This window comes from Bradyrhizobium sp. WU425 (assembly GCF_021052305.1).
Classification (GTDB): Bacteria; Pseudomonadota; Alphaproteobacteria; order Rhizobiales; family Xanthobacteraceae; genus Bradyrhizobium; species Bradyrhizobium canariense_D.
Window position 1 is genome coordinate 3,167,013 of sequence record NZ_CP088089.1, and the last position, 13,539, is coordinate 3,180,551.

Here is a 13,539-nt window from a genome sequence, read left to right on the forward strand (position 1 = left end):
CCGGGAACCGGATTCAGCAAGGGTCGTTTGGGACGCCCGCAGGCCTGAGACCGCCAGGAACCAGTTCCCTGCGACGAAGTTAGCGTTCGCCAAAAGGGCTTGAGGACCGCGGCAGGCGGTACAATTTCGGAGCTGGCGATGACGATCCTGAAATGGGCACTGATCTTCTTACTTGTCTCGATCGTAGCCGGCGTGCTCGGCTTCACCGGGATCTCGGCCGCCTCCGCCGACATCGCCCGCTTCCTGTTCTACGTGTTCGTCGCGATCTTCCTGGTGCTGCTGATCCTGGGGCTGACGATATTCAGGGCGTAGCGGGGGCGCTGCCCACGCACACAGTCGTCGTGCCCGGGCTTGCCGTCTTCGCTGAAGCTTCGCCGGCCCAACATTATAGCCCGGCGAAGCCTCGGCGGAGCCGGGTCCCGGGCATCCACGTTGTTCTGTATCCGCGATTGCCCAAAAACGTGGATGGCCGGGACGAGCCCGGCCATGACGGAAGCAGCTACCCCAATTCCTCGATCTTCACCTTGTCCGGATAGAAGGCGAGATGGCCCGAAATCTCGGTCATCGCGGGAAAGGGTGCCTCATAGGTCCAGATCGCGTTGTCCAGTGTCTTGCCGTCCGCCTTGACGCTGTAATAGCTCGCATCCCCCTTGTAGGGGCAGTGGGTGACGCGGTCGGTGCGCTCCAGCAGCGCCATGTTGGCGTCCTGCCGCGGCACATATTGCACCGCCGGATATTTCGCCTCTTTCAGCGTCAGCGCTTTGGTGGTCTCGGCGATCACGATATCGCCGGCTGTGACGCGGACGCGCCGGGGATTTGGGGTGATGGTGATGGGGTGGTCGGGCCCTGGAAGCTTCATGATTTCACGCCTTTTTCGATCACTCTGCCGCGCGCGGCACTTTGTCGTGGCTTTATCCAGATCGGATCACCGATATAGTGCCGGAAGGCGTGACGTAGAAGGCCGTTCACGCTAAGTTTGGCCGCGCCGGAAGGTTGGCTTTGTAGAACCGGACCCCGGCAGCGATTCGACGACAAGACTGATTGCAGCCGAGACAGGAGCACGACCCGAATGCCAATGGACGCCCACGATATCGAGGCGATGATCAAGGCGGCGATCCCCGATGCCGAGGTGACCATCCGTGACCTCGCCGGGGACGGCGATCACTATGCCGCGACCGTGATCTCGGAGACCTTCCGCGGCAAGTCCCGCGTCCAGCAGCACCAGATCGTCTATCAGTCCCTCCGCGGCCAAATGGGCGGCGTGCTGCATGCGCTGGCGCTGCAAACCGGGGTGCCGGGCGCTTGATCTGATCGTGACGGGGGGATGACGATGGCTGCGGACAATCCGCGCGGCGCGATGTTTCGCGTCATCCTGCCAAACCAGCACAGCCGCGTCACCAATGCCGAGCTGTTCTTCGACCTGGTCTTCGTTTTCGCGATCACGCAGGTCTCGCACACACTGCTGCACCATTTCACGCCGCTCGGTGCCGTGCACGTCGCGGTGCTGTTTCTCGCGGTATGGTGGGTGTGGGTCTACACCGCCTGGGTCACCAACTGGCTCGATCCCGAGCTGACGCCGGTCCGGATCCTGCTCTTCCTGATGATGCTGGGCGGCCTCGTGCTGTCGACGACGATCCCGACCGCCTTCGAGGGGCGGGGCCTGTGGTTTGCGATCGCTTACGCAACGATGCAGGTCGGGCGCACCGCCTTCTGGATGTTTGCAACGCCGCGGCATCGAACTGCGGTCCGGCACAATGCGATCCGCATCCTGACGTGGCTCTCGGTCTCCGCGATCTTCTGGATCCTCGGCGGCCTCGCCCATGACGAGGCGCGGCTATGGTTCTGGATCGTGGCGCTGACGATCGAATATGTCTCGCCGGCGGTGCGCTTCTGGATCCCCAAGCTGGGCTTCTCGTCGGTCGAGGCCTGGGCCGTCGAAGGCGGCCACATGGCCGAGCGCTGCTCGCTGTTCGTCATCATCGCGCTTGGCGAGGCCGTTGTCGTCAACGGTGCGACGTTTGCCGAGCTTGACTGGACCGCTGACAACATTTCGGCCTTCGTCTCCGCGCTGGTCGGCAGCATCGCGATGTGGTGGGTCTATTTCCACAAGGGCGCCGAGGCCGGAGCCGAGCGCATCTCGAGATCCGCCGAATCCGGCCGCTTGGCGCGGCTCGCCTACACCTACCTGCATATGCCGATCGTCGCCGGCATCATCCTGACCGCGGTCTCCGACGAACTCGTGCTGAAGCATCCGGTGGGGCATTCAGATGTCAGGATCATCGTGAGCACGATCGGCGGGCCGCTGCTGTTCCTGGTCGGCACCATCCTGTTCAAGCACGCGATCCGCGGCTTCCTCCAGCTCTCGCACGGGATTGGCATCATCGCGCTCGCGGCACTGTGGTGGTTTGCCGCCGAACTGTCGCCGCTATGGCTGTCGGTCGCCGCGACGGTGATCATGATCGTTGTTGCGGTATGGGAGTCGGTTTCGCTGGGATCGACGCCGGAAGAAGCCGAGGAGCATTGAGCCGCCGCCATTGGCGCCGGAGCGCTTACTCCGCCACCTCCAGCGCGTGCACTGAGAACATCTTCGCCGCATCCGTCCAGCTCTCGCGCACCCGCCAACCCGCGCCTTGCGCCAGCGTCGCGAAGCGCTCGATGCTGTATTTGTAGCTGTTCTCGGTGTGGATGCTCTCGCCGGCGCGGAACGAAAAGCTGGTGCCGAGCAGGCGCACGGTCTGGCTCTTCTTGCTGATCAGGTGCATCTCGATGCGGTGCCGCTCGCGATTGTAGATCGCGCGATGGGTGAAGGCGGAAAGGTCGAAATTGCCGCCGAGCTCGCGGTTGATCCGCACCAGCACATTGAGATTGAAGCGAGCGGTGACTCCGGCGGCATCGTTATAGGCGTCGTGGAGCAGGCGCTCCTCCTTCTCGAGATCGGCGCCGATGATCATCTGCGCGCCGCGGCCCAGAATGGCGCGTGCGCTCTTCAGGAAGGCCTGCGCTTCATGCGGTTCGAAATTGCCGATGGTCGAGCCTGGGAAGAACCCGACCTTGGGCATGGTCGCCACCGCCTTGGGCAGCTCGAACGGCGTGGTGAAGTCGGCCGCCACCGGGTAGATGCCGAGTGACGGAAAATCCCGCTTCAGTCCGTTTGCCTGCGCCGTCAGGAAGTCGCCGGAGATGTCGACGGGCACATAGGCCGCGAACTTGCAGTGGTTGAGCAGCAGGCGGACCTTTGTGGTCGCGCCTGCGCCGAATTCGACGAGGGCCGCGTGCTCCGGAATGATTTTCGCGATCTCGCTGCCGCGCTCCTTCAGGATCGCTAGCTCCGTGCGCGTCGGGTAATATTCCGGCAGCCGCGTGATGGCCTCGAACAATTCAGATCCGGCCGCATCGTAGAAATATTTCGGCGACAGCTTTTTAGGCTGCTGCGACAGGTCCTCGATGGCCTCGCGGGCAAAGGCGGTGGTCTGTTCGTCGGGAAGATGGGCTTCGGCCAAGGCGCTAGCGTGCACATTCATGATACTCTCCTGAACGCGCTGTCCGGCGCGCATTTGTCGTCGGATGAGAATTTTACTCGTAGTCGGCGAGCCGCAGTCCCGTGAATTGCCAGCGGTGGTGCGGATAGAAGAAGTTGCGATAGGTGATACGGCTGTGCCCCTCCGGAGTTGCAAGCGAAGAGCCGCGCAGCACCAGCTGGTTGACCATGAACTTGCCGTTGTATTCGCCGAGCGCGCCTTCGATCGCGCGATAGCCGGGATAGGGCGAGTAGGACGATCGCGTCCACTGCCAGACGATGCCGAAGGCATCGTTGAGCTGGCCCGAGCGGGCCGCGACCTCCCATTCCATCTCGGTCGGCAGATGTTTTCCGGCCCAGCGCGCAAAGGCGTCAGCCTCGTAATAGCTGACGTGGCAGACGGGCGCGTCGGGATCGACCGGCTTGAGGCCGGCCGGCGTCATCACATGCCATTGGCCGTCGATCTCGCGCCAATGACCGGGGCAGTCCCAGCCCTCGTTGTTCACGGCCGCAAAACCGTCCATCAGCCACAGCGTTGCGGTCCGGTAGCCCCCGTCACGCATGAAGGCGAGCCATTCGCGATTGGTGACGAGATTGCGTGCGAGCTTGACCGGGCCGACGAGGGCGCGGTGTGCCGGCTTCTCGTTGTCGAAATGAAAACTATCATCGACGTGACCGAGGGTGTGGATGCCTTCGTTCAGCGTCAGCCAATCCTCGCTGGCCGGCGTCGCGGCCGGGAAGCGCCAGTCCGGATCATAGGCCGGCGGGATCGGGTTCTGCGCGAAGGCGTGCAGGATGTCGGTGAACATCAATTCCTGATGCTGCTGCTCGTGATTGAGGCCGACCTCGACCAGCGGCGCGATCTCGCGAAGCTTGTCCTCGCCGGCGTCGCGGAAGAATTTCACGACGGCAGCGTCGACATGTTTTCGATAAGCGCCGACCTGATCGGCGCTCGGACGGGTGATGTCGCCGCGGTGATTGCGGGAATGGCGCGGACCGGCGCTGACGTAATAGGAATTGAACAGGAAGGCGAAGTCAGGGTGAAAGGGCCGGTAGCCCGCACAGTGCTCGCCGAGCACGAACTGCTCCCAGAACCACGTGGTGTGCGCCCTGTGCCATTTCGTCGGGCTCGCATCCGGCATGGACTGGATCTGCTGGTCCTCCGGCGACAGTGGCGCGGCCCGGCGCTCCGTCTCGTCGCGAACGGCGAGAAACGCGTCTTCCAACCTCTGGGCAAGGCCGCCCAAATCGACCGACAGTGACGGAGCGGGGGCCGGAGCGGAGGCTTGTTTCGTCACGTTTTTCTCCAGACAGGACAAGAGAACGTTGTTGGTGTGGACGGGTTCCAAAACGCCGGGTTCGTCCTAGATAGGGGCTCCGTGACGGTATGAAAGTCCTCCCTGACGATGATATTCGTGGCATCATGCAATGGCCGGTGCAGCCGAGAGCGGTCCACAAGAGGCAGCTCGCCGCCATTTTACTTTGGATGCACAACGGTTTGGGCTACATATATACCCAGGTATCGGGTTAGATCGGCGGAGCCAGCCCGAAGCAATTGGAGTGGGCTCCGCCCCATAAGGACACGGATATGAGCATCGAGGAATTCATCGCCAACGAAGTGAAGTCGAACGACGTGGTTCTGTTCATGAAGGGCACACCGCAATTTCCGCAGTGCGGGTTCTCCGGCCAGGTCGTCCAGATCCTCGACCACATCGGCGTCGGCTATAAGGGCCTCAACGTTCTCGAATCCGCCGAACTGCGCAACGGCATCAAGGACTATTCGAACTGGCCGACCATTCCGCAGCTCTATGTGAAGGGCGAGTTCGTCGGCGGCTGCGACATTGTCCGCGAGATGTTCCAAGCCGGTGAATTGCAGCAGCTCTTCTCCGAAAAGGGCGTCGCTGTCGCGGCCTGATACGTGACCCAGCTGACGCGCCGGATCGGCGGCGCGGAGCTCAAGGTCATCGTTGCTGACATCACCACGCTGAGCGTTGACGCCATCGTCAACGCGGCCAACACGTCGCTCCTGGGTGGGGGCGGCGTGGATGGCGCGATCCATCGGGCGGCCGGGCCCGAGCTTCTAGCCGCGTGCCGGAAGCTCGGAGGATGCCCGACCGGCGATGCCAAGATCACGAAGGGCTACCTTCTCCCTGCGCGTCATGTCATCCATGCAGTCGGTCCGGTCTGGCACGGCGGCACTCGCGGTGAGGCAGAGGCGCAGGGCTCCTGTTATCGCCGTGCGCTTGAGCTCTGCGGGGCCAATCAGCTGACCTCCGTGGCGTTCTCCGCGATTTCGACCGGGGTTTACGGCTTTCCAGCCGACCAGGCCGCGAAGATTGCGGTCCATGCGACCATTGAGGCCCTGCCGGCCGCGCCGTTGGTCGTCGACGTCATATTTTGCTGTTTCTCGGAAAAGAGCGCGGCTCTGCACGCGGACGCTTTGGCGCGGTACGGCGGCCCTTGTGCCTGATGACGTGGTCGGTACACTCCGCCGGGCCATGTTCCGGGGAGGGGATATGATTTCACAGTCTGGACTGCGCGCGCTTGTCTGCGCCGCGCTTGTATCGTTAGGTACGATGTCGTTCGCGCGGGCGGAGGGCACCTACGAGATTCCGGCCGGCGCGCATTTCAATCCGGACAAGCTCGCGAGGATCACCGAGTTCTTCAAGAACGAGGTCGCGACCGGCAAGATCGCAGGGGCAAACGTCCTCATCAAGCAACATGGCAAGCCCGTCTACCACGAAGTCTTCGGCGTGCAGGACGCCGTCAGCAAGGCGCCGATCACCGACAAGACGATCTTCCGCCTGTTCTCGATGAGCAAGGCGATCACTTCCGTCGTTGCAGTGAAGTTGATCGAGGAAGGTACGATCAAGCTCGACGATCCCGTCTCGAAATACATTCCCTCCTTCGCCAATGTGAAAGTCGGCGTCGAGAAGAAGGCCGAGGACGGCACCAAGTCGCTCGAGCTCGTGCCGCCCAACCGGCCGATGACGGTGCACGATTTGATGACGCACACCTCCGGCGTCACCTACGGCTTCTATGGCGACAGCCTGGTCCGCAAGGCCTATCGCGACGCCAACATCTATGCCGGCGATTTCGACCTCGCGGAGTTCGCCGAGCGCATCGCAAAACTGCCGCTGCACAACCAGCCGGGCGCGCTGTGGCAATACGGCCATTCCACCGACATCCTGGCGCGGGTCATGGAAGTCGCGGCCGGCAAGCCGCTCATCGAGATCGAACGGGAGAAGCTGCTCGACCCGCTCGGCATGGTCGACACCGGCTTCTTCGTCACCGATCCCGAGAAGCAGAAGCTGCTGGCGCAGCCGGTGCCGAACGACAGCGATTTCCGGGTCGGGCGGATCAACGATCCGACAGTCGTCAAGAAGATCCAGTTCGCCAGCGGCGGTATGGTCACGACCATGGCCGATTATGAGCGCTTTACGCAGATGCTGCTACAGGGCGGCAATCTCGACGGCAAGACGATTCTCAAGCCCGAGACGTTCAAGCTGATGGTGACTGACCAGATCGGCCTCAAGTCGGGCGTCGATCGCGATTATTTTTATTTCCCCGGTGACGGTTTTGGTTTCGGTCTCGGACTTGCGGTGCGCACCGACCCCGGCAACGCAAAACCGCCGCCGCCCGGCGATCTCGGCGAATTGAAATGGGATGGCGCCTCCGGCTGCTATTTCGTGGTCGACCCCAAGCAGGACATGTTCTTCGTGCTGCTGGAGCAGACCCCGACCGAGCGCCAGCGCGTGCAGCGAACATTGAAGCAGCTGGTTTATGAAGCGATGGAGAATTGACATGTTCGGGCGCCGCGCATTGATCGCGGCGCTCGTCCTTCTCGCCGGCGGCATCGTTGCGAAGGCAGGTTCCGAGAGACCTGCGGTCCACACGCTCGCGCCCGCGGGGCTGGCGAAGGTTTCCGACTACATCCGCAACGAGGTGGCCACCGGCAAGATCCCCGGAGCCATCCTGCTGCTTCAGCAGCACGGCAAGCCGGTCTATTATCAGAATTTCGGCGTCCGCGACGTCGCGACCGAGTTATCGATGAGCGCGGACACGATCTTCCGCCTCTATTCGATGTCGAAGCCGGTGACCTCAGTCATGGCGATGATGCTGGTTGAGGAGGGCAAGCTGTCGCTCGACGATCCCGTCTCGAAATACATTCCGGCCTTCGCCGGCATGAAGGTCGGCATCGAGAAGAAGGCCGAGGACGGCAAAGTCGCCCTGGTGCTGGAGCCGCTGGAGCGACCCATCACGATCAAGGATCTGCTGCGCCACACCTCGGGGCTGCCTTACGGCTATTACGGCGGCGGCATGGTGCGCGAGCTCTATGCGAACGCCAATCTCTTCAACAGCGATCTGACCAACGCCGAATTCGCCGCCAAGATCGCCACGCTGCCGCTTGTCGAGCAGCCCGGCACGGTGTGGGATTACGGCTATTCCACCGACGTGCTCGGCCGCGTCGTCGAAATCGTTGCGGGAAAGACGCTGCTGCAGTTCGAGAAGGAGTGGCTGCTCGATCCGCTGGGCATGACCGAGACGGCTTTCTTCGTCGCCGATCCCGCCAAATTCCCGCGCATCGCCGAGCCGATGCCGGAGGATCGCAACATCAATCCGACGACGCAGGTCCGCGACATCAGGCGGCCTGCGACCTGGGAATCGGGCGGCGGCGGCATGGTCGGTACGATCGGCGACTACGCCCGCTTCGCCCAGATGCTGCTGAATGGCGGCACCTATGACGGCCGACGCTATCTCAAGCCCGAGACCATTGCGCTGATGGCGTCGGATCACATCGGCCCCGAGACAAAGATCGCGCGCGACCAGAACTATTATCCGGGCGGGTCTTCCGGCTTCGGCCTCGGCTTCGCCGTGCGCACCTCGGTGCCTCCTGGAACAACGTGGCCGCTTGGCGAATATCGCTGGGACGGCGTCGGCGGCACGTTCTTCTTCATCGATCCCGAGGACGATCTGTTCGGGATCTTCATGGTGCAGACCCCGACGCAGCGCGGCCGGATTCAACTGGCGCTGAAGACGCTGATCTACCAGGCGATGGGGCGGTGATTACGCTCCGCGCACGATCTCGCGGATATATCCGATCGTCTCCTCGACCTGGCTCGCATTGACGTCGAGATGCGTGCAGGCGCGGATGCGGCCATCCATCATCGCAAGCGTCACGCCGCGCTGGCGCAGCGCCGCGACCATCTTGTCGCCGGGAATGCCGGTACCATCGGGCTTGAAGAACACCAAGTTGGTTTCGGGCTCCTGCACCTCGATGCCTGCGATCTGCGACAGTCCGCGGGCGAGCGCGCGCGCGTTGGCGTGATCGTCGGCGAGCCGATCGACATGATGGTCGAGCGCGTAGATGCAAGCCGCCGCGCAGATTCCGGCCTGTCGCATCGAGCCGCCAAGGCGCTGCTTCCACTGCCAGACCGCATCGATGAAGGCGCGCGAGCCCGCGAGCACGCCTCCGATCGGCGCGCCCAAGCCCTTCGAAAAGTCGATCCAGGCCGAATCCCACCCCGCGGTCATGTCGCGCGGAGAGATGCCGCTCGCAACTGTGGCATTGAGCAGGCGCGCGCCGTCCATGTGGGTGACGAGGCCATGTTGTTTCGCGATCGCGACGATCTCGTCGAGCGCGGCCTTCTTCCAGACCGTACCGCCGCCGATATTGGCGGTCTGCTCGACGCTGACCACCGTCTGCGGCGGCTGGTAGCGGGTACGCGGATGCAGCGCTCTGCGAAAGGTCTCCGGCGTGAACTGGCCGTCGGGTCCCTTCAGCTGCGTGACCTGGAAGCCGCCGACCGCGGCATGCGCGCCGCCTTCACGCGCGATGATGTGGGCGCTCTCATGGGCGAGGATCTCGTCGCCGGGGCGGCAATGCACCAGCGTCGCGGTGACGTTGCACATCGTGCCTGACGGCATGTACACCGCGGCTTCCTTGCCGAGCAGCTCGGCCACGCGCTCGCACAGGGCGTTCACGGTCGGATCGTCGCCGACCTGCTCGTCGCCGACCTCCGCCCGCGCCATCGCCTCGCGCATCGCAGGTGTCGGCTTTGTCTGCGTGTCCGAGAGCAGATTGATGCGCACCGGCGGCGCCTTGGGATCGATCGGGGGAGGGGTATAGAGCATGCGACGCCTCCTGAAGGTAAACGGCCACTGAAGTGTGGCTCTTTAAGCAAAAAAGGCCCCGGCGAACCGGGGCCTTTCGATATTCAGATCTTAGCGCGAATAGAATTCGACGACCAGATGCGGCTCCATCTGCACCGGGAACGGCACGTCGGAGAGGTGCGGGATGCGAATGTATTTCGCGGTCATCTTGCCATGGTCGACTTCGAGATAGTCGGGGGTGTCACGCTCGGAGAGCTGGCTGGCTTCGAGGACGTGGGCGAGCTGCTTGGAGGCTTCCTTGACCTCGATCACGTCGCCGAGCTTGACCAGATAGCTCGAGATGTTGACCTTGCGGCCGTTCACCTTGACGTGGCCGTGGTTGATGAACTGGCGCGCGGCGAAGATCGTCGAGACGAACTTGGCGCGGTACACAACCGCGTCGAGACGGCGCTCGAGCAAGCCGATCAGGTTCTCGCCGGTGTCACCCTTGAGGCGGCTGGCCTCGACGTAGATGCTGTGGAACTGACGCTCGGAGATGTTGGCGTAATAGCCCTTCAGCTTCTGCTTGGCGCGGAGCTGCACGCCGAAGTCGGAGAGCTTGCCCTTGCGGCGTTGGCCGTGCTGGCCGGGGCCGTATTCGCGGCGGTTCACGGGGCTCTTCGGGCGGCCCCAGATGTTCTGGCCCATACGGCGATCGAGCTTGTACTTCGCCTCACTGCGCTTAGTCATCGCGTCCTCTTCAGGTACTTGGTTTGAGGAAACGCGCCCTCCTGTGTGACGGGCTAGCCCGGCACTGACAGGTCCGATCCCAAAGCTTAAGGGACAGGACCACGGGTCGCGAAACGCTTCGCGGGCCGAAATCGGCCCGCGAGCAAGCGGCTTTTAGGGGGATTTGGGGCTCGCTGTCAATGCGAATGGCCCGGAATCACGTTCCGACTGCCCGGATCGACTTCGACCCGGCCGCACGCAATTCGGCAGCGATTTCAGTGTTCAGGACCTGTTCCAGCCGGGTCAGGACGCGGGCGATCGGGGCGGCGTCGGTGACCCGATGATCCCAGCGGATCACGACATGGATGGTCTGGTCAGGCCCGACCACCCCATAGCTGACGATGAAGGGGCCGGGCGTGATCGGGTGAAGCTCGCCACCGCCATAGGCGGCCACCGAGCTCACCGCGAAGCTGCCGAACCAGTTGCCGCGCTGCCGGCCGAAATTCAGCCCGATCGCCCAGGACAGCCGCCGCAACGGCAGCGGCAGGCGGGTCGCCCGCATGATCTTGCGAAACATGGGAATTTCGTCGATCGGGGCGGTCTTTGCGTGCCGGATCTCGGCGTCGACCGCAGTCAGCGTCATGGCCTCGGGAGCCGCGATTCGCTGCGGGATCACGCATTCCTCGCCGCCCTCGACCCGGGCAATGGCCACCGACGCTACGCTCTTCGGCAGCTCGTAAAGCGACGGCCAGGGCCATTTGGCATAGACGGTACGCAGGACCGGCTCGTCCCTGGCGACGAGGGCAAAAGCCTTGACGAACATGGCCGCCCAGCCGGCTGGCGCCATCGCGCCCGCGCGGGCCTCCAGCAGGGGGCCGATATCGAGCGAACGGGAAAGCGACACGAAGGGCACGCCCATCGAGGCGTGCATGAGGTCGATAATCAGGCGACGCGGCAGCGAAATGGTCTTGGGCGTCCCGCGCATCGCTCTTTGGTTTCCCCTGATTAAAGTTTGTGCAGCGAGCGGGGTTCCCGCTCGCCGCCTGCTCTAGCACGAACCAACCCGCGTGGGGCCGGTCGGTTCGCCGCATCAGGGCGCCGGCGAGGCCAGCGGCTTGGTCTTGTCGACGACGTAAACTCCAAGCACTTTCATAGCCTTGTCGCCGTGGGCTTTGGCGTCATGCACGACGCCCGCCGGGATCTGGTAGGAATCGCCGGCTTTCAGCCTCTTTTCCGGCTGCCCGTCGATGAGGAGATTGAGTTCACCTTCGAGCACGTAGCCGGTCTCGATGCCCGGATGGGTATGGCGTCCGGCCGCGCCGCCCGCCGGGACCTCCGCGATGGCCGTGATGGTGTTGTAGCCATCCGGAAACTCGACCTTCTGGAGCGGGGTGCGCTTGATGCCGGGCTGCTGGGCGAAGGCCGCAACAGCGAGGCCGGTGAAGGCGAGAGCGAGCAAAGTCTTTTTGAGCATGGTTTTTCCTCCCTGGAACGGCTGAGCCTAGCAGCGCCGCGGTTCCCGGCAAGACTCAATGGCTAGCGCTTGATCCCCTCGAACGCTGCCATGATGCCGCGCTGGAATAGCGACCAGTCGAAGCCGAGCGCGATCGCGCGGTAGCCGCGGTCGACCAGGGCGTTGGCCTGGTCCGCGGTACGGGCCACACCGCCGATCGGCACACCGCTTCTGAGGATGCCGGCCTCGGCCCGCGCCACCAGCTCCAGCAATTCCGGATCGTCCATCTGGCCGCGCTTGTTGATGGAGGTGGCGAGATCGCCGGGGCCGATCACAGCTACATCGATGCCGGGCGTGGCCATGATCTCGTCGATGCGGTTGACGGCGTCGACGTGCTCGATCGTGATCATGCAGATCATCTCGTCGTCGGCGCTGGCCATGTAGTCCGGCATCGACTGGCCCCAGCGGAATGGCGCATGGAACGGACCCCAGAGCCGATCGCCGCGTGGAGGATAGCGCACGCTGCGCACCGCTTTCTCGGCCTCCGCGCTATTGGTGATCATCGGGAAATTGATGCCGAAGGCGCCGATGTCCATCGGTGCCTTCGCAAGCCATGGCTCGTTCGCCGCGATGCGCACCAGCGGCGTGCATGGGGTGCCGGTGGTGGCCGCGATCATCGCATGTGCTTCGGTCAGTCCAATCGGCCCGTGCTCGAGATCGACGATGATCCAGTCGAGAGAGCGCGCCATGATCTGCACGGTCTGCACGCTCGGGATCGTCGCGATCGCGCCGAAGGCAGGACGACCCTCGCGCCAGAGCTGGCGAAGACGGTTGAGCGGCGTGGTCGGGACGGACATGGGAAGAACCTGTAGGAAACGACGACGGCGGACCCTAGCAGCGGGGCGTCGAGGCGCAAGATCAGGCTGGAATGCGGCCGCCGAAGAACGGCGTCAGCATGGTCGAAAGGCCATGCACGCGGTTCGAGGTGAAGATCATTTCGGCGCCGGATTGCGCGATGCCACCGGTGTGCGGGCCGAGCAGATCCGAGACGCGGCGGGCGATCGCGGGCGCCGGATCAATCCAGTCGACCGGCCAGGGGGCGAGCTTTTTCAGCCGGTCGAGCAGCAGCGGGTAATGCGTGCAGGCGAGCACCACGGTGTCGGTGCGTGCGCCTGCGTCCCCGGCATCGCCCACGAAACACGGGGCGAGCTCGGCGAGGATGGCGTCGTCGCTGACGGGAGAGCCGCTGAGCTCTGCCTCAGCCAGCGCGGCCAGCTCGGGCGAGCCGACCAGTGTCACCTCGCAACCCTGTGCGAAATCGCGGATCAGCGCCTTGGTGTATTCGCGCTTCACGGTGCCCCTGGTGCCGAGCACCGACACGCGCCGGCTCCTCGATTGCGCGCAGGCCGGCTTGATCGCCGGCACCGTGCCGACGAAGGGCACGGAATAAGCGGCGCGCAGATGCGATAGGACCAGCGTGGACGCCGTGTTGCAGGCGATCACGACGAGGTCAGGATCGTGCATGCCGATCAATTCCGCCATCAGCGGCACCACGCGGGCGATGATCTCGTCCTCGCTGTGGTGGCCATACGGGAAGAAGGCGTCGTCCGCGACGTAGACGTAATGCGCGTCGGAGCGCGCAGCCACGACCTCACGCAGGACCGTGAGGCCGCCAAGGCCGGAATCGAACACCAGAATCGTCGGGGAATTGGTCACGTGAACACTCTAGCCCGCCATGGTTACCATT

The 13,539-nt window shown here is 63.8% G+C and carries 16 protein-coding genes; 7 read left to right on the plus strand and 9 right to left on the minus strand.

Annotated elements, in window-relative coordinates; genetic code table 11:
- The first annotated feature begins 138 nt into the window (after window positions 1–138).
- Window positions 139–312, plus strand: a complete 174-nt coding sequence (locus BcanWU425_RS15060; RefSeq protein WP_007602280.1) for a DUF1328 domain-containing protein — start codon at window positions 139–141, stop codon at window positions 310–312.
- A gap of 187 nt (window positions 313–499) precedes the next feature.
- Here the strand turns inward: BcanWU425_RS15060 and BcanWU425_RS15065 are convergent, their stop codons facing one another.
- A complete protein-coding gene (locus tag BcanWU425_RS15065) occupies window positions 500–859 on the minus strand; it encodes a DUF427 domain-containing protein (protein ID WP_018455532.1) in 360 nt (119 codons plus the stop codon).
- Between the two features lie 210 nt (window positions 860–1,069).
- On the opposite strand from BcanWU425_RS15065, the gene BcanWU425_RS15070 reads away from it, so the two are divergent.
- On the plus strand, window positions 1,070–1,306 hold the full coding sequence (locus BcanWU425_RS15070) for a BolA/IbaG family iron-sulfur metabolism protein (protein ID WP_007602284.1): 237 nt from the start codon (window positions 1,070–1,072) through the stop codon (window positions 1,304–1,306).
- Between the two features lie 24 nt (window positions 1,307–1,330).
- Window positions 1,331–2,524, plus strand: coding sequence for a low temperature requirement protein A (locus tag BcanWU425_RS15075; RefSeq protein ID WP_026232969.1), 1,194 nt, complete (start codon window positions 1,331–1,333; stop codon window positions 2,522–2,524).
- A gap of 25 nt (window positions 2,525–2,549) precedes the next feature.
- Here the strand turns inward: BcanWU425_RS15075 and egtD are convergent, their stop codons facing one another.
- Both egtD and egtB read right to left on the minus strand, forming a co-directional pair.
- Window positions 2,550–3,521: an L-histidine N(alpha)-methyltransferase gene (gene egtD / locus BcanWU425_RS15080; RefSeq protein ID WP_085384329.1), complete on the minus strand. Its 972-nt coding sequence runs from the start codon at window positions 3,519–3,521 to the stop codon at window positions 2,550–2,552.
- A gap of 52 nt (window positions 3,522–3,573) precedes the next feature.
- Window positions 3,574–4,866 carry an ergothioneine biosynthesis protein EgtB gene (gene egtB, locus BcanWU425_RS15085; protein WP_231190574.1) on the minus strand — a complete coding sequence of 431 codons (1,293 nt, stop codon included), beginning with the start codon at window positions 4,864–4,866 and terminating at the stop codon, window positions 3,574–3,576.
- A 239-nt stretch (window positions 4,867–5,105) separates the two neighbouring features.
- Here egtB and grxD point away from each other — a divergent pair, with 239 nt between their 5' ends.
- The 4 genes from grxD to BcanWU425_RS15105 are packed head-to-tail and all read left to right on the plus strand — an operon-like array spanning window position 5,106 to window position 8,584.
- On the plus strand, window positions 5,106–5,432 hold the full coding sequence (gene grxD, locus BcanWU425_RS15090; protein WP_007602294.1) for a Grx4 family monothiol glutaredoxin: 327 nt from the start codon (window positions 5,106–5,108) through the stop codon (window positions 5,430–5,432).
- A gap of 3 nt (window positions 5,433–5,435) precedes the next feature.
- Complete coding sequence (locus BcanWU425_RS15095) at window positions 5,436–5,987, plus strand: O-acetyl-ADP-ribose deacetylase (protein ID WP_204511657.1); 552 nt, start codon at window positions 5,436–5,438, stop codon at window positions 5,985–5,987.
- A gap of 46 nt (window positions 5,988–6,033) precedes the next feature.
- On the plus strand, window positions 6,034–7,320 hold the full coding sequence (locus BcanWU425_RS15100; protein ID WP_026232971.1) for a serine hydrolase domain-containing protein: 1,287 nt from the start codon (window positions 6,034–6,036) through the stop codon (window positions 7,318–7,320).
- 1 nt (window position 7,321) lies between these two features.
- Window positions 7,322–8,584: a serine hydrolase domain-containing protein gene (locus BcanWU425_RS15105; protein WP_204511656.1), complete on the plus strand. Its 1,263-nt coding sequence runs from the start codon at window positions 7,322–7,324 to the stop codon at window positions 8,582–8,584.
- Here the strand turns inward: BcanWU425_RS15105 and BcanWU425_RS15110 are convergent, their stop codons facing one another.
- The 6 genes from BcanWU425_RS15110 to murI form a co-directional block, all read right to left on the minus strand.
- A complete protein-coding gene (locus BcanWU425_RS15110; RefSeq protein WP_231190576.1) occupies window positions 8,585–9,652 on the minus strand; it encodes a threonine aldolase family protein in 1,068 nt (355 codons plus the stop codon).
- 90 nt (window positions 9,653–9,742) lie between these two features.
- Complete coding sequence (rpsD, locus tag BcanWU425_RS15115) at window positions 9,743–10,360, minus strand: 30S ribosomal protein S4 (protein ID WP_204511654.1); 618 nt, start codon at window positions 10,358–10,360, stop codon at window positions 9,743–9,745.
- Between the two features lie 196 nt (window positions 10,361–10,556).
- A complete protein-coding gene (locus BcanWU425_RS15120) occupies window positions 10,557–11,324 on the minus strand; it encodes an acyltransferase (protein ID WP_018455541.1) in 768 nt (255 codons plus the stop codon).
- Window positions 11,325–11,429: 105 nt separating this feature from the next.
- Window positions 11,430–11,813, minus strand: a complete 384-nt coding sequence (locus tag BcanWU425_RS15125; RefSeq protein WP_018455542.1) for a cupin domain-containing protein — start codon at window positions 11,811–11,813, stop codon at window positions 11,430–11,432.
- A 62-nt stretch (window positions 11,814–11,875) separates the two neighbouring features.
- Window positions 11,876–12,649: an HpcH/HpaI aldolase family protein gene (locus tag BcanWU425_RS15130; protein WP_085349355.1), complete on the minus strand. Its 774-nt coding sequence runs from the start codon at window positions 12,647–12,649 to the stop codon at window positions 11,876–11,878.
- A 61-nt stretch (window positions 12,650–12,710) separates the two neighbouring features.
- The gene (murI, locus tag BcanWU425_RS15135) at window positions 12,711–13,508 is read right to left on the minus strand and encodes a glutamate racemase (RefSeq protein ID WP_204511653.1); all 798 of its coding nucleotides are present in this window, start codon (window positions 13,506–13,508) and stop codon (window positions 12,711–12,713) included.
- Between the last annotated feature and the right edge of the window lie 31 nt (window positions 13,509–13,539).

Excerpts from the sequence above, each read along its gene's own strand:
- BcanWU425_RS15120 (WP_018455541.1), bottom strand. The coding sequence starts at position 11,324 with ATGCGCGGGACGCCCAAGACCATTTCGCTGCCGCGTCGCCTGATTATC.
- BcanWU425_RS15105 (WP_204511656.1), top strand. The coding sequence starts at position 7,322 with ATGTTCGGGCGCCGCGCATTGATCGCGGCGCTCGTCCTTCTCGCCGGC.
- BcanWU425_RS15130 (WP_085349355.1), bottom strand. The coding sequence starts at position 12,649 with ATGTCCGTCCCGACCACGCCGCTCAACCGTCTTCGCCAGCTCTGGCGC.
- rpsD (WP_204511654.1), bottom strand. The coding sequence starts at position 10,360 with ATGACTAAGCGCAGTGAGGCGAAGTACAAGCTCGATCGCCGTATGGGC.
- egtD (WP_085384329.1), bottom strand. The coding sequence starts at position 3,521 with ATGAATGTGCACGCTAGCGCCTTGGCCGAAGCCCATCTTCCCGACGAA.
- BcanWU425_RS15110 (WP_231190576.1), bottom strand. The coding sequence starts at position 9,652 with ATGCTCTATACCCCTCCCCCGATCGATCCCAAGGCGCCGCCGGTGCGC.
- BcanWU425_RS15100 (WP_026232971.1), top strand. The coding sequence starts at position 6,034 with ATGATTTCACAGTCTGGACTGCGCGCGCTTGTCTGCGCCGCGCTTGTA.
- grxD (WP_007602294.1), top strand. The coding sequence starts at position 5,106 with ATGAGCATCGAGGAATTCATCGCCAACGAAGTGAAGTCGAACGACGTG.
- BcanWU425_RS15070 (WP_007602284.1), top strand. The coding sequence starts at position 1,070 with ATGCCAATGGACGCCCACGATATCGAGGCGATGATCAAGGCGGCGATC.
- BcanWU425_RS15065 (WP_018455532.1), bottom strand. The coding sequence starts at position 859 with ATGAAGCTTCCAGGGCCCGACCACCCCATCACCATCACCCCAAATCCC.
- BcanWU425_RS15060 (WP_007602280.1), top strand. The coding sequence starts at position 139 with ATGACGATCCTGAAATGGGCACTGATCTTCTTACTTGTCTCGATCGTA.
- BcanWU425_RS15125 (WP_018455542.1), bottom strand. The coding sequence starts at position 11,813 with ATGCTCAAAAAGACTTTGCTCGCTCTCGCCTTCACCGGCCTCGCTGTT.
- BcanWU425_RS15075 (WP_026232969.1), top strand. The coding sequence starts at position 1,331 with ATGGCTGCGGACAATCCGCGCGGCGCGATGTTTCGCGTCATCCTGCCA.